The following is a 21013-nucleotide window of genomic DNA, read 5'->3' on the forward strand; positions in this document are numbered from 1 at the left end:
TCCCGAGTCCCGAGTCCCGAGTCCCGAGTCCCGAGTCCCGAGTCCCGAGTCCCGAGTCCCGAGTCCCGAGTCCCGAGCTTCAACAACAACGAAACCCGCTCTTGCCGCCATAGCGCGCTTCCTGGCGCTCGCGGAAGAAGGTCTTGTAGTCCATCGGCTGGCGGTCGGGGTGCTTCTCCAGCACGTGGCGCACGTAGTTATCGTAGTCGGGGATGCCGCAGCACAGCCGCGCGGTCTGCACCAGGCGCCGCCACAGCCGGCGGTGCGCCTGGTACTGGCCGACCGGGACCAGGTCGTTGCTCATCACAGGTCCGCCATCTGGTGCGGCTGCAGCGCCACGTACGCGGTTTCCTTGTCGCTGCGCTGCGGGTTGCGGCGCGCGGCGAGGATGGTCTTGACCGCGTAGATCAGGACCGAGAACACCACGAACAGGAACAGCGCGGTCAGCCCGGTGTTGACGTAGGCGTTGGTGACGATCTGCTGCATCTGCGCCACCGTCTTGGCCGGCGCGGTGATGGTGCCGCTGGCGATCGCGTCCTGGAACTTGTGCGCCTGCGCCAGGAAGCCCTGCGCCGGGTTCGGGTCGAAGATCTTGATCAGCCCGGCGTAGGTGGTGCAGATCAGCAGCCACAGCGCCGGCACGATGGTCACCCAGGCGTAGCGGTCGCGCTTGAGCTTGAACAGCACCACCGTGCCCAGCATCAGCGCGATGCCGGCGAGCATCTGGTTGGAGATGCCGAACAGCGGCCACAGCGTGCGGATGCCGCCGTACGGGTCCTTGACTCCGGTGTACAGCAGGTAGCCCCACAGCGCCACGCAGCCGGCGGTGGCGATGATGTTGGCGCCCCACGACTCGGTCCTCTTCAGCGCCGGGACGAAGTTGCCGAGCAGGTCCTGCAGCATGAAGCGCCCGGCGCGGGTGCCGGCGTCGACCGCGGTAAGGATGAACAGCGCTTCGAACAGGATCGCGAAGTGGTACCAGAACGCCATCATGTCCTCGCCCGGCAGCAGCTGGTGCAGGATCTGCGCGATGCCCACCGCCAGGGTCGGGGCGCCGCCGGCGCGTGCCAGGATGGTGGTCTCGCCGATGTCGCGGGCGGTGGCCTCGAGCACTTCGGGAGTGATCGCGAAGCCCCATTCGCTGACTTTCGCCGCGACCGCGACGACGTCGCTGCCGACCATCGAGGCCGGCGCGTTCATCGCGAAATACACGCCCGGTTCGATGATCGAGGCGGCGACCAGCGCCATCACCGCGACGAACGACTCCATCAGCATGCCGCCGTAGCCGATGTAGCGCATGTGGCCTTCGTTGGCGAGCAGCTTGGGCGTGGTGCCGGAGGAGATCAGCGCATGGAAACCGGATACCGCGCCGCAGGCGATGGTGATGAACAGGAACGGGAAGATGCCGCCGGTCCACACCGGGCCCATGCCGTTGTGCGCGTACTGGGTCAGCGCCGGCATCTTCAGGTCGGGCATGACCACCAGGATGCCGATGGCCAGGGCGATGATGGTGCCGATCTTGAGGAAGGTGGACAGGTAATCGCGCGGCGCCAGCAGCAGCCACACCGGCAGCACCGAGGCGACGAAGCCGTAGCCGATCAGCATCCAGGTGATCTGCACGTCGGTGAAGGTGAAGGCCGGCCCCCACGTCGGGTCGGCGGCGACCTTGCCGCCGAACCAGATCGCGGCCAGCAGCAGGATCAGCCCGACGATCGAGATCTCGCCGATCTTGCCGGGACGGATGTAGCGCATGTACACGCCCATCAGGATCGCGATCGGCATCGTCGCGATCACCGTGAACATGCCCCACGGGCTTTCCGCCAGCGCCTTGACCACCACCATCGCCAGCACCGCCAGGATGATGATCATGATCAGAAACGCGCCGAACAGGGCGATGGTGCCGGGCACCTGGCCCATCTCCTCGCGCACCAGGTCGCCGAGCGAGCGGCCGTTGCGGCGGCTGGACAGGAACAGCACCACGAAGTCCTGCACCGCGCCGGCGAACACCACGCCGACCACCAGCCACAGCAGCCCGGGCAGGTAGCCCATCTGCGCGGCGAGTACCGGGCCGACCAGCGGCCCGGCGCCGGCGATGGCGGCGAAGTGATGGCCGAACAGCACGTGCTTGTTGGTCGGCACGTAGTCCAGGCCGTCGTTGTTGAGCACCGCGGGGGTGGCGCGGGTGGGGTCGAGCTGCATCACCTTGGTGGCGATGAACAGGCTGTAGAAGCGATAGGCGATCAGGTAGATCGAGACCGCGGCGACCACGATCCACAGCGCGTTGATGTGTTCGCCGCGGCGCAGGGCGATGGTGCCCAGGCAGAACGCCGCCAGCACCGCGAGCGCGGCCCAGGCCAGTTTGGAAAACCCTTTCATGCAGATCGCTCCCCGACGAGATTCCGGCAAGGGTCGCCCCGATGGCCTGGGGGGTCAATCCCGGGACACGTCGTGGCCCTAGTACTTTGGTCGTAGGCCGCGGTCGTGGGCGATGGCGCTGGGCCGGGGTGCGTCGCATCGGCGAAGGTCTTGGCGATGACCAGGTGCAGGCTGCGCGCGTCGCGCTGGCCCGTGATCGGCATCAGGCCCGAAGCATCGGGTGGAAGAGCAGGCGTGGAATCGCCGGGCCTGGCTGCAGTCGGGACTGAAGTCCCTCCCACAACGGCTTGTAGGGCCGGCGCCAGGGCAGCAGTGCTGGACCGGCGAGCGCTGCCATCGGCGCTGGTCTTGGCGATGACGGTGGTGCAGGCTGCGGCGCGTTGAGGTGGCCCGTGATCGGCATCGGGTGCGAGGTATCGGGTGGAAGAGCAGGGCGTGGAATCGCCCTGCCTGGCTGCAGTCGGGACTGAAGTCCCTCCCACAGCAGCTTGTAGGGCCGGCGGCAGGGCAGCAGTGCTGGACCGGCGTGCGCTGCCATCGACGCAGGTCCTGACGATGACGGTGGTGCAGGCCGCGGCGCGTTGAGGTGGCCCGCGATCGGCATCAGGCCCGAGGCATCGGGTGGAAGAGCAGGGTCTGGAATCGCCCAGCCTGGCTGCAGTCGGGACTGAAGCCCCTCCCACAGGAGCTCGTACGGCCGGCACCAGCGCAGCGCCGGCACGCCAGGCGGGCCGCGGGACGCCTGGCGTAAGTCCGCGATGGAACGATGGGTTGCGCCGGTCGCGATTGGCCGTCGCCGTGTGCACGCCCATATCGGGTGCTTCACCAGGAGATTGCCGCCATGACCGACACCACCACCGCCGCGCCCGCGCGCATCCTGCGCACGATCCGTGGCCGCGCCACCGCCGACGGCGACGGGGTCAAGCTGACCCGGGTCATCGGCGGCGCCGAACTGCCCGAGCTGGATCCGTTCCTGCTGCTGGACGAATTCGGCACCGACCGCGCCGAGGACTACATCGGTGGCTTCCCCAGCCATCCGCATCGCGGCTTCGAGACCGTCACCTACATGCTCGATGGGCGCATGCGGCACAAGGACAACCACGGCAACGAGGGCCTGCTGACTCCGGGCAGCGTGCAGTGGATGACCGCCGGCCGCGGCCTGGTGCATTCGGAGATGCCGGAGCAGGAGTCCGGGCGCATGCGCGGCTTCCAGCTGTGGGTGAACCTGCCGGCGCGCGACAAGATGACCGCGCCGCGCTACCAGGAGTTCGCGCCCGAGCGCATTCCGCTGGCGCAGCCGGCGCCGGGGGTGACGGTCAAGGTGATCGCCGGCCAGGTCGGCGACGTGCACGGGCCGATCGCGCAGCCGGCCACCGATCCGCTGTATCTGGACATCGCGCTCGACGCCGACGCGCGCTGGGACTTCCTGCTGCCGGACGGACACAACGCGTTCGCCTATGCCTACGAGGGCGCGGCGGCGGTGGGCGAGGGCGAGGCCATGCGCGCACTGCCGGCGCAGACCCTGGCCGTGCTCGGCGGCGGCGACCTGCTGCAGCTGCAGGCGGGCAACGCCGGCGCGCGGCTGATCCTGGTGGCCGGGCGGCCGCTGCGCGAGCCGGTGGCGCGGCACGGGCCGTTCGTGATGAACACGCGCGAAGAGCTGATGCAGGCGTTCGTGGATTTCCAGGAAGGGCGGTTCTAGCTTCTGCCTAAGCTGTCGCGGGCAGCATAGTGTGGGAGCGACTTCAGTCGCGACGGGCCTTCCCGGTAAAGCCTGTCGCGACTGAAGTCGCTCCCACAAAGGGCGATGCGCTGAAAGCCAGTTTGCTTCAGCGATCCAGCGCCAGCCGGGTCGGGCTCATGTCCAGGCCCTGCACCAGCGACTGCAGCCATTGCAGTTCCTGCACGTCGCCGGCGTCGATCCAGACCTGCGCGTAGTGGTCCTTGCCCAGCTCGACCACGGTGACGCGGCGCGAGGCCAGGCCGGGGGCGTCGACGCCGCCCAGGTCGGGCCGGTACCAGTGCATGCTCTCGCCGGCGATGCTGCCTTTCTCTTCGCGCAGGTTGCGCGCCAGCGGGATGTTCGGGTCGCGCGCGGTCAGCATCATGCCCAGCACCTGGCGGCCGTCGGCGGCCACGGCCCGGCACACGATGAAGCCCTTGTCGCTGCGCTCGTTCCACTGCAGCTTCGCCTGCGGCGGCAGTTGCGGGCAGTTCTGCGCCTGCTGCGCCATGGCGGCGGCCGCAGGCAGCACGGCGGCCAGAACCAAGGGGCCGGTAAGCCAGTTTGCAAGCTTCATTCGCGATGTCCCCATGCGCCGCCGCAGTGCGACGGTCTCGATCTTTTCAGCGCACGCCCACGCAGGCCGGCACGCCACGTCACCCTCGTTGCATTGCGGGATCGGTGCAGTGCATACCCCTACGCAGTGCGTGTCCCGGTGTGTGCGGCTGCAATTGCCCCGGCCGCTGTGCCGAACCATAGCCCAGCTGGCGGCACTTGACAATTGGCGTGCCGATCCGGCTGCCGCGATCCGCAAGCCTCGCTCCGAGCCGCGAACGCCGCGATCGCGCCGCGGACGCGATTCCCCGGGTCGGTCGGCAGCAGGCAGCGTGCCGGGATGTGATGTCCGGCCGCGTCCACGCCGGCATTGCGGCGTGGACGCGGGCGGTGTTCAGCGCCTGCCAAGCACGCGGTAGAGCGCGCCACCGATCACGCCGCCGAGCAGCGGGGCGACCCAGAACAGCCAGAGCTGGCCGATCGCGCCGCTGCCGGCGAATAGCGCCACGCCGGTCGAACGGGCCGGATTGACCGACGTGTTGGTCACCGGGATGCTGATCAGGTGGATCAGGGTCAGCGCCAGGCCGATCGCGATCGGGGCGAATCCGGCCGGTGCGTTCTGGTGGGTCGCGCCCATGATGACCAGCAGGAACACTGCGGTGAGCACCACTTCGCACAGCAGGGCGGCAACCAGCGAATAGCCCCCGGGCGACAACGCGCCGTATCCATTGCTGGCGAATGCGCCGGCCTGGCCCGGATCGATCGCGAAGCCGGGCGCGCCCTGGGCGATCTGCAGCAAGACGAATCCGGCCACGATCGCGCCGGCCACCTGCGCCACCACGTAGGGCAGCACGTCGGCCATGGGGAAGCGTCCGCCGGCGCACAGGCCGAGGCTGACCGCCGGGTTGAAATGGCCGCCGGAAATATGGCCGAACGCATACGCCCCGGTCAGCACGGTCAGGCCGAACGCCAGCGCGACCCCGAGCAGGCCGATACCCAGGGGGTTGCCGTCGCCGCCGAACTTGGCGGCGAGCACCGCGCTGCCGCAGCCGCCGAGTACCAGCCAGAACGTACCGAGAAATTCCGCCGTCAGGCGTTTGGTCATTGACATAACAAGCTCCGTGTCATGAAAGGCGCCGCCCCGTGTGGGCGGTTCCGCCATTGAATAGTGCGGACGGTCTCAGTTCAACGTTTGTGCCGCAATCATGCACGGCCAGGTCGCCGCTGCGGACGCGGCGGCGGCCCGGCGTGCCGGCAGCCCTTACTTGCCGGGCTCGGGCAGCGGAATGAATTCCTGGTCGTCGCCGGGGATCAGGCCGAAGCGGCCTTCTTGCCAGTCGCGCTTGGCCTGCTCGATGCGCTCGGTGGAGCTGGAGACGAAGTTCCACCATAGGTGGCGCGGCCCGTCCAGCGGTTCGCCGCCCATCAGCATCGCCTTCAGCGGGGTCTTGGCGCGCAGCCGGCCGCGCGCGCCGGGTTCGGGCAACACCAAGTAGCGCGCGGGGATGTCCACGCCGTCCAGTTGCGCCTCGCCCTCCAGCACGTACAGCGAGCGCTGCACGTGGCCGGTGTCCAGGTCGATCTCCGCGTCCGCGTCCAGGTCCAGCGCCACGTTCAGCGTGTCGGCGAACACCTTGACCGGCGATTCCTCGCCGTAGGCGCGGCCGGCGATCACCCGCAGCCACACCCCGTCGCGGCGCTGTTGCGGCAGGCTGGCGGCGGCGTGGTGGTAGAACGCCGGTGCGGTTTCCTCGGCCGACTTCGGCAGCGCCACCCAGGTCTGCATGCCGTGCAGCGGATGCGGCTGCGCGCGCAGCGGCGAAGGCGTGCGCTCGGAATGGGCGATGCCGCGCCCGGCGGTCATCCAGTTGACGTCGCCGGCGCGGATCACCTGGTCCGAGCCGAGCGTGTCGCGGTGGCCGATCTCGCCGGACCACAGGAAGGTCACCGTGGCCAGGCCGATATGCGGATGCGGGCGCACGTCGACGCCGTGGCCGGGCTCGAAGATCGCCGGGCCCATGTGGTCGATGAACACGAACGGGCCGACGCTGCGCGCCTGCAGGCTGGGCACCGCGCGGCGCACTTGGAAACCGCCGATGTCGTGGACGCGGGGGGCGATCAGGGTGGGCATGGCGGGCACTCGCGGCGAACGGGGATGCAAGCTTCGCACGCCGTCGCGGCAGGGCGCCTGGGCGCTGGCAAAACGCAACGTTCCGCTGTGCGCCGGGGCACACCGCGGCCTGCGCACGTCGCGCCGGGGCTACAGCAGCCCGGGCTGGGTCGGGATCGCGACCTCGCCGCGGCGCGAGGCCAGGCGGTCGGCCAGGCGGGTCGGCTCCGGCAGGCGGTAGCCGCGCAGGTAGCGCTGGGTCCAGTCCAGCGCGCTGTCCACCGCCACGCGGTGGCCGGGCGAGACGATCAACGGATTGCAGCGCGGCTTGCTGCGCAGCGCCCAGCCGACGGTGTTGCCGCGATGCACGATCGGGCTGTGGTCGCCGGCCTGCGGCCCGGGTTCGTCGTAGCGCCCGGCCAGCAGCTTCTTCGCCACGCCGATGCTGGGCAGGCCGGTGACCACGCCGAAGTGCGCGGCGATGCCGAGCCGGCGCGGATGGGCGATGCCCTGGCCGTCGACGAACACCAGGTCCGGGCGCTGCCGCAGCAACGCCAGCGCGGCCAGCAGCGCCGGCAGTTCGCGGAAGCTCAGCAGGCCCGGCACGTAGGGCATCGAGGTCGGCACGCGGGCGATCTCGGCTTGCTGCGGCTGCAGGGTGTCGGCGTCGATCAACACCGCGGCGGCGCGGGTGATGCGGCCTTCGTCCTCGAAGCCGACGTCGAACCCGGCCAGCCAGCGCGGCGGGTCCGCCACCTCGTCGTGCAAGCGCACCTGTTTGGCCAGCGTGGCCTGCAGCGCCCGCGCCTGCACGACGCTGCCGTCCCAGTCGCCGAAGACCGTGTGCGAAGAAGTGTCCATCTGGCGATGATCGCGCGGTGATCGTGGCTGTGGCGTGCAGGTCTGCACCGTCGCTCGGTATGGCTCGGGTATTTGCAGATGGCGAAGCGTTGTGGGAGCGACTTCAGTCGCGACGGGCATTCCCGGTAACGCCTGTCGCGACTGAAGTCGCTTCCACAAGTGACATCGATCCGGATCGAAACGCTTGGGTGGATCCGCGCTGCGGCCACCACGGCACCGCTTACGGCGATCCCGCTACAATCCAGGGCCGCACGACCCTTGCATCCCCCCAACGGAGACCGTCGCAGTGACCCGCAAACTCGTACTGTTGCGCCATGGCCAGAGCCAGTGGAACCTGGATAACCGCTTCACCGGCTGGGTGGACGTGGAGCTCACCGAACAAGGCCGCCAGGAAGCCGTGGCCGCCGGCCGCCTGATGCGCGAGGAGGGGCTGCAGTTCGACGTGGCGCACACCTCGGTGCTCAAGCGCGCCATCCACACCCTGCAGGGCGCGCTGAAGGAGCTGGACCAGGACTGGCTGCCGGTGCACAAGAGCTGGCGCCTCAACGAGCGCCACTACGGCGGCCTGCAGGGCCTGGACAAGGCCGAGACCGCGGCCAAGCACGGCGAGGAGCAGGTCAAGATCTGGCGCCGCTCCTACGACATCCCGCCGCCGCCGATGGACGCCGAGGACCCGGGCCACCCGCTGCACGACCGCCGCTACGCCACGCTCGACCGCAACGCGCTGCCGGCCACCGAGTCGCTGGCAACCACGCTCGAGCGCGTGCTGCCGTACTGGCACGACGCGATCGCGCCGCAGCTGAAGGCCGGGCAGACCGTGCTGGTCACCGCGCACGGCAACTCGCTGCGCGCGCTGTACAAGTATTTGAACGGCGTTTCGCGTGAGGAAATCCTGGAGCTCAACATCCCCACCGGCATTCCGCTGCTGTTCGAGCTGGACGATGCGTTGCTGGTGCAGTCCTACCGCTATCTCGGCGATCCGGAAGCGGCGAAGAAGGCGGCCGAGGCCGTGGCCAATCAGGGCAAGGCCAAGTAACGCGCGCACGGTGCGCGCCGCATCAAGGAGGATGGGATGTTCGATCTCAGTGTCTGGCACTTGGTGATTCTGTTGGTGGTGCTGGCGCTGCCGGTGCTGGTCTTGGCGGTGGTGTGGTTGGCCATGCGCGCGGACCGGCGTGCACGAATGTCCCAGCGCGCCGCTGCGCCGCCGCCGCTGCCGCCCGCGGCATCGGTGGAAGCGCGGTTGCGCGCGCTAGAGGCATTGCGTGCGCAGGGCCTGATCGATCAGGCGGAATACGCACACCGGCGCGAGCAGATCCTCGCGGATCTGTGAGCGCGTCGCGCGCTGGCGAGCGGCCTCAGCCGTCGCCGCGTTCGTCCACCCACACCCGCATCTCGCCTTCGCCGCGGTTGGCCCAGGCGAAGTAGGGCACGAAGGTCAGGGTCTGCGCCTGCCGCGATGCCGGCGGCGCGTCGTAGCGGTACAGCGGCAAGGCGTCGGCCTGCGCGTCGTCGTGGCCGTGCAGGCGTTCGCCCTCGGCCTGCAGCAGCACCTGGCCGGCCAGCGTGCCGCTGCCGGGTTCGGTACGGATCGCCGCGCCGGCGGGCAGGCGCAGCTGATGCAGCTGCGCGCCGTTGTCGGCCTGCTCCAGGCAGTACACCAGCGGCCCGCGTTGCAGCGCGACCTTGCCGGCCAGATGGCGCACGCGCGGATGCCCGCTGACCCGCATCACCGGCATCGGCAAGTCCAGTTGCAGGGTGTCGCCGCGCTGCCAGCGCCGGCGCAGCACGCAGTAGCCGTGCTGCAGGTGCGCGTCGATCGCGACCGCTTCGCCGTTGAGCCGCAGCTGCGGCGCGCGGCACCAGTCCGGCAGGCGCAGCGCCAGCGCCGCCTCGACCGGGGCCTCGCAATCCACGCTCAGTTCGACCTGCTCCTGCCACGGATAATCGCCGCGCTGGCGCAGGGTCAGCGTCTGCCCGTCCACGTCGAAAGCCGCGTCGCTGCCGACGTACAGGTTCACGTAGAGCGTGTCGTCGCGGCGGGTGTAGATGTAGTGGCCGAGCGAGGTCAGCACGCGGGCAATGTTCGGTGGGCAGCAGGCGCAGCCGAACCAGCGCTGGCGCACCGGCTTGACGTGGTCGAAGCCGTGGTTGCCGTGCACGGTGGGCGGATGCACTTCCAGCGGATTGACGTAGAAGAAGTGGCGCCCGTCCAGCGCCATGCCGGCCAGCACCGTGTTGTACAGCGCGCGCTCCATCACGTCGGCGTAGCGGCTGTCCGGCGCCAGCTGCAGCATGCGGTTGGCGAACATCATCAGCCCGATCGACGCGCAGCTCTCGTTGTAGGCGGTGTCGTTGGGCAGGTCGTAGTCGACGCTGAAGGCCTCGCCGTAGCTCTGCGCGCCGATCGCGCCGGTGAGGTACAGCTGCCGCTGGGTGGTGTTCTCCCACAGCCGCTCGCAGGTCGCGCGCAGCTGCGCATCGCCGCTGTGCCGCGCCAGATGCGCCACGCCGGCGTACAGGTAGACGAAGCGCACCGCATGGCCGACCGCGGTGGTCTGCAGCGCGACCGGCACGTGCGCCTGGCTGTAGGCCTTGTCCTCGATCATCCATGCCGGCCCGTGGCCGCCCCAGAAAAAGCTGCGGCCGCGCTTTTCGTATTCCTCGTCGTAGTAGTGCGGGGTGCGGCCGCGCTGTTCGACGAAGTAGCGGGTCAGCGCGAGATAGCGCGGCTCGCCGGTGGCTTCGTACAGACGCATCAAGGCCAGTTCGATCTCCGGATGTCCCGGGTAGCCGTGCAATTGCTCCGGACCGGGGCCGAACGTGGCATCGATGTGGTCGGCGAGCCGGCACACGATGTCCAGCAACGCGCGCTTGCCGGTGGCCTGGTGGTAGGCGACGCCGGCCTCGATCATGTGCCCGGCGCAATACAGCTCGTGGCATTCGGCAAGATTGGTCCAGCGCTGCTCCGGTGCCTTCACCGTGAAATAGGTGTTGAGGTAGCCGTCGGCCTGTTGCGCGGCGCCGATCAGTTCGATGGTGGCATCGGCATCGCGTTCCAGCGCCGGATCGGGGTGCTGCGCGAGCAGGTAGGCCACCGCTTCCAGCCACTTGGCCACGTCGCTGTCCTGGAACACCATGCCGTAGAACGCGCCGTCGCTGCGGCCGGCGGCGATGCGGAAGTTCTCGATCGCGTGGCTGGGTTCGGCATCGGCGACGTTGTCGTTGAGCGCGTCCCACTGGTAGGGCAGCACCACCTCCTGCACCAGGCGCTGGTAGCGCTGCCAGAACGGGTCGGCGATGCGCAGGCGGTCGAGCGGGAGTTCGGGCGGCGGGGCGAGCGAAAGCGGCATGGAGGCGATGATCCTGGGGAGGGAGAGAGGGAGAGGGAAGGGCGTCAGTGCACCGGGCGCGCGGCCAGGTCGGCGGCGACCTCGGCCAGCAGCGGCCGGCGCAGGCGGCAGCGGTAGATCACCGCGGCCAGCAGCAGGTGGATAGCCGCGGGAATCAGCGTTTCCAGCAGGGTGATCGCCTGCAGCGAGGCGGCGGTCTGGTGTTCGGCGCCGGCGCGGTAGCCCACGCGCACGAACAGGTAGCTGATCACCACCGCGCTCGAGGCCCAGGCCAGCTTGATGCAGAACAGGTTGAAGGCGAAATTGATGCCGGAGGAACGCACCCGGTTCTTCCAGGCGCCGTAGTCGTCGGCGAAGGCCATGATCGAGAAGTGCAGCGGCAGCGCGAAGCCCAGCACCAGGCAGTTGACGAAGATCAGCCCCAGCCACAGCGTCTGCTGCGCCGGGCCGGTGGGCATCCACCACTGCAGCACGCCCAGCACCGCCAGCGCCAGGTTGGTGTGCAGGTACAGCGCCAGCGGATCGAAGCGGCGGCACAGCGCATTGACCACGATCGCGCCCAGCACCGTGGCCAGCGCCACCATCGCGAAGAACAGCGAGGCGTAGCCGGGGCTGCCGCCGAGCACGTAGGTGATGAAGTACAGGTAGCCGCCGCCGCGGATGTTGAACACGTTGATCAGCAGGAACGACATCAGCAGCACCAGCCGCATCTGGTCGTTGCGCAGCAGCCCGCGCAGGTGCTGGCCGATGCCCGCCTCGCCGAGCAGGCTGACCGGCACGCGCTCGCGCACGGCGAAGAAGCAGCACAGGAACATCGCCACCGCCAGCACGCTGAGCAGGCCCACGCCGAGCTGGTAGCCGCGTGCGACGTCGCCGTCGCCAAGCACCCGCACCAGCCACGGCAGGCCGACCGAGACCAGGAAGCCGGCGATGCCGCACAGCACGAAGCGCCACGACTGCGCCGACACCACTTCGCGATGGTCGCCGGTCATGCTGTTGATCAGCGCGCAGTACGGCACGTTGATCGCGGTGTAGCACAGCGACAGCAGGAAATAGCTGGCGAAGGCATAGGCGACCTTGGCCGCGTAGCCCAGTTGCGGGGTGCTGAAGGTCAGCACGCAGGCGATGCCGATCGGCAGCGCGATCCACAGCTGCCAGCCGCGGAAGCGGCCCCAGCGGCTGCGGGTGCGGTCGGCGAGCACGCCCATCAACGGGTCGGACACCGCGTCGGCGATGCGCAGCACGGTGAACAGGGTGCCGACCAGCGCCGGGGTCAGCCCGAACACGTCGGTGTAGAAGAACGTGAGGAAATTGGCGATCAGGCAGGTGACGATGGTGCCGCCGGCATCGCCCAGGCCATAGCCGAACTTTTCCAGGCGCGAGAGTTTGTGCGCGGCGGCCTGTTCGGCGCCTGCGGCAACGGGACCAACGGCGGTCGCATTCAACGGAACGGTTCCTTGCGGGGCGCGGAGTGCGGCGCCCGGCAAACGTCGCATGCCGCCGGCAACGGAACAAGAGCCTGCGCAGTATAAAAACGGTACGATTCCGACCTGCGCAATGCTGTGGCCGCGGACGGTCGCAGCGTGCGTTATTTGCTGCAATGCAGCGTGAGGCGCGACAGGGGAGACGTTTCCGACATGCTCGAACTCGCAGTCGCCTATCCGATCCGGGTCCAGAACGGCGGCCTGTTCATTTCCCGCGGGCTCGGCGCGCATCCGACGCGGGTGATCCAGTCCTACGAACTGATCTTCGTCGAACGCGGCACCTTGTCGATCCGCGAGCAGGACAGCGACTTCCATATCGGCCCCGGCGAGACCCTGCTCCTGTGGCCGGGCCGCGAGCATGCCGGCCTGGGCCGCTTCGCCGACGACCTGCGCTTCTACTGGGTGCATTTCGAACTGGCGGCGGATGTGGCGGCGGCCGCCGCCGCATCCGCCGAGGCGACCCTGCTGTCGATGCCGCAACGCACCGCGATCCGCGATCCGGAGCGCTTCGTCGGCCTGTTCCGCTGGTTCCTCGGCGAGCAGGAGGAGCGGCGCACGCTGCCGATGCTGGAGCCGATCGTGCTGTCGATGCTGCAATGCGTGGCCGGCGCCTGGCCCGACCCGCATGACTCCGACCGTGCCGGCGTGGCGCTGGCGTACCGTGCCAAGCAGCTGATCGGCACCCAGTTCCACACCGCGCTCAACGCCTCCACGCTGGCCGCGCAGCTGCACTGCAATCCGGACTACCTGGGGCGCATCTACCGCCGTGCGTTCGGCACCACGCTGACCGAGGCGATCCATCGCCAGCGCATCGCCTTCGCCGAGAAGCTGCTGCTGGTGAACACCTGCGGCGTCGACGAGGTCGCGCAGCGCGCCGGCTTCAGCGACGGCGGCTACTTCCGCCGCATCTTCCGCCAGCGCCTGGGCATGACCCCGACCGCCTACCGGCGGCTGTACTGCAAGGAGCACATCAATTCGGGCTGAGCGCGCGAACGCTCGCTGCCGCCGAACCGCACGGCCCTCTACACACCGCATTGCCTACACTGCGCCGACTTCCCGGGGACGTGCGCGAATGAAGAAGAAGGTGTTGAAGCGGAGCGGCATCGCCCTGGCCGGGCTGATCCTGGCCTCGCTGGCGGCGTTGTACTTCTACGGCCGCTTCGCCGACCGCGTGCGCGGCCCGGCCAGCCATACGCTGCCGGCAAGCGTGGTGCACACCCCGATCGACCGCGTGGTGGCGCCGCTGACCGCGGCCCATGCCGGGCAGAGCGGCATGGTGATCCTGTCCGACAACGTCGAGGCGTTTGCGGTGCGCGCGGTGGCCGCACGCGCGGCCGGGCGCAGCCTGGACCTGCAGTACTACATCTGGCATCCGGACTTCACCGGCAACCTGCTCTACAACGAACTGCTGCGCGCCGCCGACCGCGGCGTGCGCGTGCGCCTGCTGCTGGACGACATGAACGTGCACGGCAGCAATTCGGTGCTGGCCGCGCTGGACAGCCACCCGCTGATCGAGGTGCGCCTGTTCAACCCGACTCGCGCCCGCGAAGGCACGCTGATGCGCGGGGTGGAGCTGGTGCTGCGCTTCTTCAGCGTCAACCGGCGCATGCACAACAAGGCCTGGATCGCCGACGGGCGCATGGCGGTGGTCGGCGGGCGCAACGTCGGCGACGAATACTTCGATGCCTCGCGCGACACCAACTTCATGGACACCGATGTCGCCGTGGTCGGGCCGGCGGTGGCGCAGGCCACGCAGATCTTCGACGCCTACTGGAACAGCCGCACCGCGGTGCCGCTCGGCGCGCTGGTGCAGGCCGAGCCGGATGCGCTGCCCAGGCTGCGCGCCAGCATCGATGCCGGCCTGGGCTCGGCGCGGGCGCACCCCTACGCGCAACGCCTGCGCCGTTCGCCCAGCGTGCGCAACCTGCTCGAGGGCGAGCGCCCGATCCATTGGAGCGCCGAGGCCAGGATCGTTTCCGACCCGCCGGAGAAGGCTGAAGGCGCGCCGCCGCGCGCTGACTGGATGACGCCGCTGCTGGTCGGCGAGATGGCCCGCGCGCAGCGCGAGCTGGCGCTGATCTCGCCGTACTTCGTGCCGGGCGACGACGGCATGCGCTGGATCGGCCAGCTGCGCCAGCGCGGGGTCGCGGTCGGCGTGCTGACCAATTCGCTGGCGGCCAACGACGTGGTCGCCGTGCATGGCGGCTATGCCGGCTACCGGGTGCCGTTGCTGCGCCAGGGCGTGGCCCTGTTCGAGCTCAAGCCCAAGGGCGACCCGGGCGGCAGCCTGTTCGGCTCCAGCGGCGCCAGCCTGCACACCAAGGCGTTCGTGGTCGATGGCGACGAAGGGTTCATCGGCTCGTTCAATCTCGACCCGCGCTCGATGAACCTCAATACCGAGATGGGTCTGCTGTTCCGCGACCGCGCCGCGGCGGCCGAACTGGAGCGGCTGTACCGGGCCAAGGTGTCGGCACCGGTGAGCTACCGGCTGGCGTTGCAGGATGGTGCGCTGCGCTGGCACGACGACGCGGCGCAGCCGCCGCGCAGCTGGGCGCGCGAGCCGGAAGCGGGCCTCTGGCGCCGCGCCGCGGCGCGGGTGATCGGCTGGTTGCCGGTGGAGTCGCAGTTGTAGCGGCACGCACCGCAGCGAAATTGTAGAAGCGGCTTCAGCCGCGACAGGCGCCGATAGCATCTGTCGCGGCTGATGGCCCGAGGCCACCCAGAGCCGCTCCTACAAATGCAGAATCCGGCGAGCGCGCTATGTGAGCTGCTGCACGATCTCGCGCGCCATCCCGCTCAGCGGCAGGATCTTCTCCGCGCCGCCGCGCTTGATCGCTTCCTTGGGCATGCCGAACACGATGCTGCTCTGTTCGTCCTGGGCCACGGTGCGCGCGCCGGCCTGGCGCATTTCCAGCAGGCCGACCGCGCCGTCGTCGCCCATGCCGGTCATGATGATGCCCAGCGCGTTGGCGCCGGCGGCGCGCGCGGCGGAACGGAACAGCACGTCCACCGACGGCCGATGCCGGTTCACCGGCGGCCCGTCCACGACCTCGACGAAATACTGCGCGCCGCTGCGGCGCAGCAGCATGTGCTTGCCGCCCGGTGCGATCAGCGCGCGGCCGGGCACCACGCGGTCGTTGTTGGCCGCTTCCTTCACCGCGATCTGGCACAGCCCGTCCAGGCGCGCGGCGAATGCGGCGGTGAACTTCTCCGGCATGTGCTGGACGATGACGATGCCGGGGCTGACCCGCGGCAGCGCGGTCAGCACTTCCTCCAGCGCCTGGGTGCCGCCGGTGGAGGTGCCGATCGCGATCACCCGTTCGGTGGTCTGCGCCAGCGCGCGGCCGCCCTGCGCCGGCAGGATCACGTCGGCGTTGTGCTTGATCTCCGGTTCCACCGGCGGCGCGGCGCTGCGCGCGGCCAGGCGCTTGACGTTGGCGCGCGCGGCGGTGCGCACCGTGGCCACCAGTTCCTCGGCCGAGTCGGTGAGGAACTGCTTCAGGCCCAGCTTGGGCTTGGTCACCACCGCCACCGCGCCGGCGGCCAGCGCGTCCATGGTCACCCGTGCGCCCTTCTCGGTGAGCGTGGAGCAGATCACCACCGGGGTAGGGCGTTCGCTCATGATCTTGCGCAGGAAGGTGATGCCGTCCATCTTCGGCATCTCCACGTCCAGCACGATCACGTCCGGCCATTGCTGGCGCATCTTGTCCATCGCCAGCAGCGGGTCGGCGGCCGAGGCGATCACCTCGATGCCGGGCGCTTCGTTGAGCACCGCCACCAGCACCTGCCGCACCACCGCCGAATCGTCGACCACCATGGCCTTGATCGTCGTCGTCATCGGTCGTTCCTTTGGGAGGCCGCAGTGGCGCTCATGGTTTGCGATACACCGACGGCGCCACCTGCACGACTTCGTTGTTGATGTCGTTGAGGCTTTCCGAGTGGCCGATGCAGAAGATGCCGCCGCGCTTGAGCGTGGACAGCACCCGCGCGACCACTTCGCGCTTGGTCTGGCCGTTGAAGTAGATCATCACGTTGCGCAGGAAGATCACGTCGAACTGGCCGAGGTTGGGCAGCGACGCATTGAGGTTGGCGTGCAGGAAGCGCACGTTGTCGCGCAGCTTGCGGTCGATCAGCAGGCTGCCCTCGTATTCGCCGCGGCCCTTCAGGCAGTAGCGCTTGAGCAGCGCCGGCGGCATGTGCTCGATGCGCTGCAGCGGGTAGTGGCCGGTGCGCGCCTTTTCCAGCACGCGGGTGCTGATGTCGGTGCCGACCACTTCGTAGGCGCGTCCCTGCAGCGCGTCGTCGAGCACCATCGCCATGCTGTAGGCCTCCTCGCCGCTGGAACTGGCCGCGCTCCAGCTGCGGAACGGCGCGCTGCCCTTGTGCTCGCCGGCCAGCCGGCGCAGCAGGTCGAAGTGCTTGGGCTCGCGGAAGAAATAGGTCTCGTTGGTGGTCAGCAGGTCGATCGCGGTCTGCACCTCGGCGCTGCCTTCGCGGCTTTCCAGCAGTTTCAGGTACTGGGTGTAGGTCTGCAGCGAATGCGCCTTCAGGCGCTTGCCCAGGCGCCCGCACAGCATCGCCTTCTTGGCCGGGGAGATGGTGATGCCGGCGGCGTCGAAGATGAAGCGCTGGAATCTGCCGAATTCCTGCTCGGTGATGGTGTCGGTACTGGTCATGATGGTCCGCGTGTCAGTGATGCGGCGCTTGCGCCGAAGTGGGTCCGTGTTCCTGCAGCCGCGCCTGGTGCTCGAGCAACCAGGTGTTCAGCGCGCCGCCGCCCATTGGCCGCGCCAGCAGGTAGCCCTGGCCGAGGTCGCAGCCCAGTTCCTGCAGCAGTTGCCAGTCCTCGACCGTTTCGATGCCTTCGGCGACGGTGCTCAGGCCCAGCCGCTGGGCCATGCCCAACGCCGATTCCAGCACGGTGCGCAGATTGCGGCTGCGGTGCGCGTCGTGCACGAAGATGCGGTCGATCTTCAGTTCGGTGAAGGGGATGCGGGTCAGCTGCTGCAATGAGGAAAAGCCGGTGCCGTAGTCGTCCAGCGACAGGCCGAAACCCTGCAGCCGCAGCCGCGCCAGCATGCCCAGCGCGCTGGCCTCGACCAGCGAGCTTTCGGTGATCTCCAGGATCACGTCGGCCGGCACCAGGCCGTGCCGATGCAGTTGGCTGTGCAGTTCGTCGAGCAATCCCGGGTCCTGCAGCAGGCAGGGCGACAGGTTGATCGCCAGGGTCAGGCGGAAGCCGGATTGCTTCCAGGTCGCCAGCCGCGCCATCGCCTGGTCGGCGACGCTGGCGGTCAGCGTATGGATCAGGCCTTCGCGTTCGGCCAGGGCGATGAAGCGGTCCGGCGCGATCTGGCCGTTGAGCGGATGCCGCCAGCGCGCCAGCGCTTCCACGCCGCTGACCTGGCCGCTGCGCATGTCCACCTTGGGCTGGTACGCCACTTCGATGTCGCTGCGGCGCAGCGCCTCGCGCAGCATCGCCGCGTCGGTCGCGCCGTCCAGGTTGGCGTCGTTGCGCGCTGCCGGCGCCGGCGGCGGATTGGCCTGCAGGGCGGTGCCGAGCTCGGCGGCGCGCAGCGGCTTCTCCAGCCCGGCCAGCACCTGCAGGCCGTTGGCGCGGCCGACCTGCAGCACCGAGTCGATCAGCGCCGCGCCGCGTTGCGAGGCGACCACGATCGGCACGCGCACGTTGCAGCGGGCCAGCGCATCGAGCAGTTGCACGCCGTCCATGCCGGGCATTTCCAGGTCCACGATCAGCAGTCCCGGCGCCGGCCCCTGGATCACCCGCGCCAGCGCCGCATGGCCGTCGTGCACGCCTTCCACCGCCACCGCGCCCAGCCGCAGGCACAGCGCCAGCGCGTGTTCGCACTGGACCTGGCTGTCGTCGACGACCAGGACGGTCCCGAATTGGCTGAGCGTGGCGGTTTCGTGAACGAGCGACATGCGGACTCCGTCCGGTGGACAAGGGCTGGGTGCGGTGCGATGCGCCACGCCATGCGGTGAACTCAGGCGGCCACGCCCGCCTCGACGTCCGGCGCGATGCCGGCCATGGCGACGAACTCCTGGGTGGACAGCGCGGCATCGGCATCGAGCAGGATCACGAAGCGCTCGCCGACCTTGCCCATGCCGTGGATGAACTCGCGGCGGATGCCGGCGCCGAAGGCCGGGGCCGGGGCGATGTCGGCGGCGGCGATCTCCAGCACTTCGCTGACCGCATCCACCTGCAGCCCCAGCACCTGGCGTTCGTTGCCGTTGGCGACTTCAACGATGACGATGCAGGTGCGCTTGGTGACGTCGCTGGCGGCGCGGCCGAAGCGCTGCTGCAGGTCCACCACAGGCACCACCGCGCCGCGCAGGTTGATGACCCCGCGCAATGCCGGCGGCATCATCGGCACGTCGGTCGGCGTGCGGTACTCGATGATTTCCTTGATGCCGAGGATGCCGACCCCGAACATTTCCTTGCCGAGCAGGAAGGTCAGGAACTGGTCCGGCGCCAGATCGGTGCCGCCGGACGGCGCGGAGGATGCGTGTGCGGTCATGGCCTGTCCTCAGAAGCTGTCGAAATGGGCTTCGTCCGGCGCATCGCCGGCCAGCGCGAGCTGGCTGTCGGCGAAACGCATGAACGGCTTGCGGGCCGCGGTACGCGCGGGCTGCTGTGACGGCTTGCGCCCGGTCGCGGTCGCGGCCGCTGCGCGGCGCACCGGCGCCGCGCCGGCGAGCTTGAAGAAGCTCATCAGCTGCTGCAGCTGCTCGGCCTGGCCGCTCATCTCCTCGGCGGTGGCGGCCAGCTCCTCGGAGTTGGACGCGGCCTGCTGGGTGGTCTGGTTGAGCTGGCCGACCGCGGTGTTGATCTGGGCGACGCCGGAGGCCTGTTCCTCGGAGGCGGCGGTGATCTCCTGCACCAGGTCGGAGGTGCGCTTGATCGACGGCACCATCTCGTCCAACAGCTTGCCGGCGTTCTCGGCCAGCTCGACGCTGGAGCCGGCGACGTCGCCGATCTCCTGCGCGGCGACCTGGCTGCGCTCGGCCAGCTTGCGCACTTCCGCGGCGACGACGGCAAAGCCCTTGCCGTGCTCGCCGGCACGCGCCGCTTCGATCGCCGCGTTGAGCGCGAGCAGGTTGGTCTGGTAGGCGATGTCGTCGATGATGCCGATCTTCTGCGCGATCTGCTTCATCGCCTGCACCGTGGCGCGGACCGATTCGCCGCCGTCCAGCGCCTGGTTGGAGGCCTTGCTGGCCATGCCGTCGGTGACCTTGGCGTTCTCGGTGTTCTGCGCGATCGAGGCGGTCATCTGCTCGATCGAGGCGCTGGTCTCCTCGACCCCGGCCGCCTGCTCGCTGGCCGCCTGGCTCAGCGACTGCGCGGTGGCGCTGACTTCCTCCGACGCGCTGGCCAGCGCTTCGGCGCTGCCGTTGACCTCGCTGACCACCTGCGACAGCCGCGCGATGGTGTCGTTGACGTAGTTCTTCATCTCCGCGTAGGCGCCGTCGTAGGGCTTGTCGATGCTCTGGGTCAGGTCGCCGTCGGACAGCGCGCTCATCACCCGCACCACGTCCTGGATGCTGTTGCCGGTGGTGTCCACCAGGTCGTTCAGACCCTGGCCCATCTCGCGCTGGAAGCCGGCCAGGCCATCCAGGGCGATCCGCTCGGAGAAGTCGCCGCGGTTGGCGGCCAGGACCACGCGGCGCTGGCCGTCGATCACCAGCTTCAACCGCTCGACCATGCTGCGCATCGCATACAGCGCGCTGCCGCCGTCGTTGGCGCGGATCTTCACGTCCAGCGCAAGATCGCCTTGCGCCACCTTGTTGGCGATCTCGGCCACGTAGGCCGGTTCGCCGCCGAGCAGGCGCATCAGCCCGCGCACGATGAACACCGAGATGCCGGCGCCGAGCAGCACGCACGCCGCAATGACCGCGATGATCCAGCTGCGCGCGCTGGCGTACAGCGCATCGCCCTGCGCGCTGGCGGCTTCGCCGCCCTTGACGTTGATCTCGACCAGCTTGTCCAGGATCGCCGAGGAATCGTCGAACAAGGTCTGCTGCCGGCCGTTCATCAGCGCCATCGCTTCGCTGGTCTTGAGCTCGCGCGACAGCTGCAGCACCTGCTTGTGCAGCGCCAGGTATTCGTCGAACTTGCGCGCGAAGTCGTCGTAGTCGGCCTTTTCCTCAGGCGAGGAGATCAGCTTGAGATAGCGGTCGCGATTGCTCGCGTACTCCGCCAGGATCTGCTCCATCGCGTGATCGAGCTTGGCCATTTCCTCCGGACGCTCGCTGACCACGTGCTGCAGCTCGGCCACGCGCAGGTCGGAGGTGTTGGTGTTCATCTGCTGCACGTAGCGGATGCTGGGCATCCAGTTCTGGGCCATGTCGGTCGAGGATTGGTTGACCTGGGCCAGCTTGTCGGTGGCGAACACGCCCATGCCAAGCATCAACAGCAGGACCAGGGCGAAGCCCAGGCCGATTCTCGTACCGATTTTCATGTTGGCGAACACGGGCGTGATCTCTTGAGGATGAAATGCGAGCCGTCCGCGGCGCGGTGGCATTGGGGATG

18 protein-coding genes are annotated in these 21013 nt (G+C 69.1%); 5 read left to right on the top strand and 13 right to left on the bottom strand.

Annotation, left to right across the window (positions count from 1 at the left end; genetic code table 11):
* Positions 1-79: 79 nt before the first annotated feature.
* Together VDQ83_RS16270 and VDQ83_RS16275 are read right to left on the bottom strand one after the other, a co-directional pair.
* Positions 80-304 (bottom strand): YbdD/YjiX family protein, encoded by a 225-nt coding sequence (locus VDQ83_RS16270; protein WP_064539465.1) that lies wholly within the window; start codon positions 302-304, stop codon positions 80-82.
* The gene (locus VDQ83_RS16275; protein WP_455435718.1) at positions 304-2376 is read right to left on the bottom strand and encodes a carbon starvation CstA family protein; all 2073 of its coding nucleotides are present in this window, start codon (positions 2374-2376) and stop codon (positions 304-306) included. Before VDQ83_RS16275 ends, VDQ83_RS16270 begins: the two co-directional genes overlap by 1 nt.
* Before the next feature lie 841 nt (positions 2377-3217).
* On the opposite strand from VDQ83_RS16275, the gene VDQ83_RS16280 reads away from it, so the two are divergent.
* The gene (locus VDQ83_RS16280; RefSeq protein WP_455435719.1) at positions 3218-4078 is read left to right on the top strand and encodes a pirin family protein; all 861 of its coding nucleotides are present in this window, start codon (positions 3218-3220) and stop codon (positions 4076-4078) included.
* A 127-nt stretch (positions 4079-4205) separates the two neighbouring features.
* Here VDQ83_RS16280 and VDQ83_RS16285 read toward each other — a convergent pair whose 3' ends face one another.
* The 4 genes from VDQ83_RS16285 to nfi form a co-directional block, all read right to left on the bottom strand.
* The gene (locus VDQ83_RS16285; RefSeq protein ID WP_455435720.1) at positions 4206-4676 is read right to left on the bottom strand and encodes a hypothetical protein; all 471 of its coding nucleotides are present in this window, start codon (positions 4674-4676) and stop codon (positions 4206-4208) included.
* Between the two features lie 372 nt (positions 4677-5048).
* The gene (gene aqpZ / locus VDQ83_RS16290) at positions 5049-5765 is read right to left on the bottom strand and encodes an aquaporin Z (RefSeq protein ID WP_206234888.1); all 717 of its coding nucleotides are present in this window, start codon (positions 5763-5765) and stop codon (positions 5049-5051) included.
* Positions 5766-5915: 150 nt separating this feature from the next.
* Positions 5916-6785 (bottom strand): pirin family protein, encoded by an 870-nt coding sequence (locus tag VDQ83_RS16295; protein ID WP_263395167.1) that lies wholly within the window; start codon positions 6783-6785, stop codon positions 5916-5918.
* Between the two features lie 129 nt (positions 6786-6914).
* Positions 6915-7625 (bottom strand): deoxyribonuclease V, encoded by a 711-nt coding sequence (gene nfi, locus VDQ83_RS16300; protein WP_455435721.1) that lies wholly within the window; start codon positions 7623-7625, stop codon positions 6915-6917.
* Between the two features lie 286 nt (positions 7626-7911).
* Between nfi and gpmA the strand changes: the two genes are divergently transcribed.
* Together gpmA and VDQ83_RS16310 are read left to right on the top strand one after the other, a co-directional pair.
* Positions 7912-8661, top strand: coding sequence for a 2,3-diphosphoglycerate-dependent phosphoglycerate mutase (gene gpmA, locus VDQ83_RS16305; RefSeq protein WP_263395165.1), 750 nt, complete (start codon positions 7912-7914; stop codon positions 8659-8661).
* A gap of 36 nt (positions 8662-8697) precedes the next feature.
* Positions 8698-8958: an SHOCT domain-containing protein gene (locus tag VDQ83_RS16310; protein ID WP_455435722.1), complete on the top strand. Its 261-nt coding sequence runs from the start codon at positions 8698-8700 to the stop codon at positions 8956-8958.
* A 25-nt stretch (positions 8959-8983) separates the two neighbouring features.
* Here the strand turns inward: VDQ83_RS16310 and VDQ83_RS16315 are convergent, their stop codons facing one another.
* Together VDQ83_RS16315 and VDQ83_RS16320 are read right to left on the bottom strand one after the other, a co-directional pair.
* The gene (locus VDQ83_RS16315) at positions 8984-10978 is read right to left on the bottom strand and encodes a glycoside hydrolase family 127 protein (protein WP_455435723.1); all 1995 of its coding nucleotides are present in this window, start codon (positions 10976-10978) and stop codon (positions 8984-8986) included.
* Between the two features lie 44 nt (positions 10979-11022).
* Positions 11023-12423, bottom strand: a complete 1401-nt coding sequence (locus VDQ83_RS16320; RefSeq protein ID WP_263395162.1) for an MFS transporter — start codon at positions 12421-12423, stop codon at positions 11023-11025.
* 192 nt (positions 12424-12615) lie between these two features.
* Here VDQ83_RS16320 and VDQ83_RS16325 point away from each other — a divergent pair, with 192 nt between their 5' ends.
* Together VDQ83_RS16325 and VDQ83_RS16330 are read left to right on the top strand one after the other, a co-directional pair.
* On the top strand, positions 12616-13446 hold the full coding sequence (locus VDQ83_RS16325) for an AraC family transcriptional regulator (protein WP_263395161.1): 831 nt from the start codon (positions 12616-12618) through the stop codon (positions 13444-13446).
* An 88-nt stretch (positions 13447-13534) separates the two neighbouring features.
* The gene (locus VDQ83_RS16330) at positions 13535-15094 is read left to right on the top strand and encodes a phospholipase D family protein (RefSeq protein WP_455435724.1); all 1560 of its coding nucleotides are present in this window, start codon (positions 13535-13537) and stop codon (positions 15092-15094) included.
* Positions 15095-15220: 126 nt separating this feature from the next.
* Here the strand turns inward: VDQ83_RS16330 and VDQ83_RS16335 are convergent, their stop codons facing one another.
* The 5 genes from VDQ83_RS16335 to VDQ83_RS16355 form a co-directional block, all read right to left on the bottom strand.
* Positions 15221-16300, bottom strand: a complete 1080-nt coding sequence (locus VDQ83_RS16335; RefSeq protein ID WP_263395159.1) for a protein-glutamate methylesterase/protein-glutamine glutaminase — start codon at positions 16298-16300, stop codon at positions 15221-15223.
* 31 nt (positions 16301-16331) lie between these two features.
* On the bottom strand, positions 16332-17138 hold the full coding sequence (locus VDQ83_RS16340; RefSeq protein ID WP_309922641.1) for a CheR family methyltransferase: 807 nt from the start codon (positions 17136-17138) through the stop codon (positions 16332-16334).
* 13 nt (positions 17139-17151) lie between these two features.
* Entirely contained in the window at positions 17152-18405 is a 1254-nt protein-coding gene (locus tag VDQ83_RS16345; protein ID WP_455435725.1) for an EAL domain-containing response regulator, read from the bottom strand.
* Positions 18406-18467: 62 nt separating this feature from the next.
* Positions 18468-19001 (bottom strand): chemotaxis protein CheW, encoded by a 534-nt coding sequence (locus tag VDQ83_RS16350; protein ID WP_263395156.1) that lies wholly within the window; start codon positions 18999-19001, stop codon positions 18468-18470.
* Between the two features lie 9 nt (positions 19002-19010).
* On the bottom strand, positions 19011-20942 hold the full coding sequence (locus tag VDQ83_RS16355; RefSeq protein WP_455435726.1) for a HAMP domain-containing methyl-accepting chemotaxis protein: 1932 nt from the start codon (positions 20940-20942) through the stop codon (positions 19011-19013).
* Positions 20943-21013 lie beyond the last annotated feature (71 nt).

The organism is Xanthomonas sp. WHRI 7945, assembly GCF_035026585.1.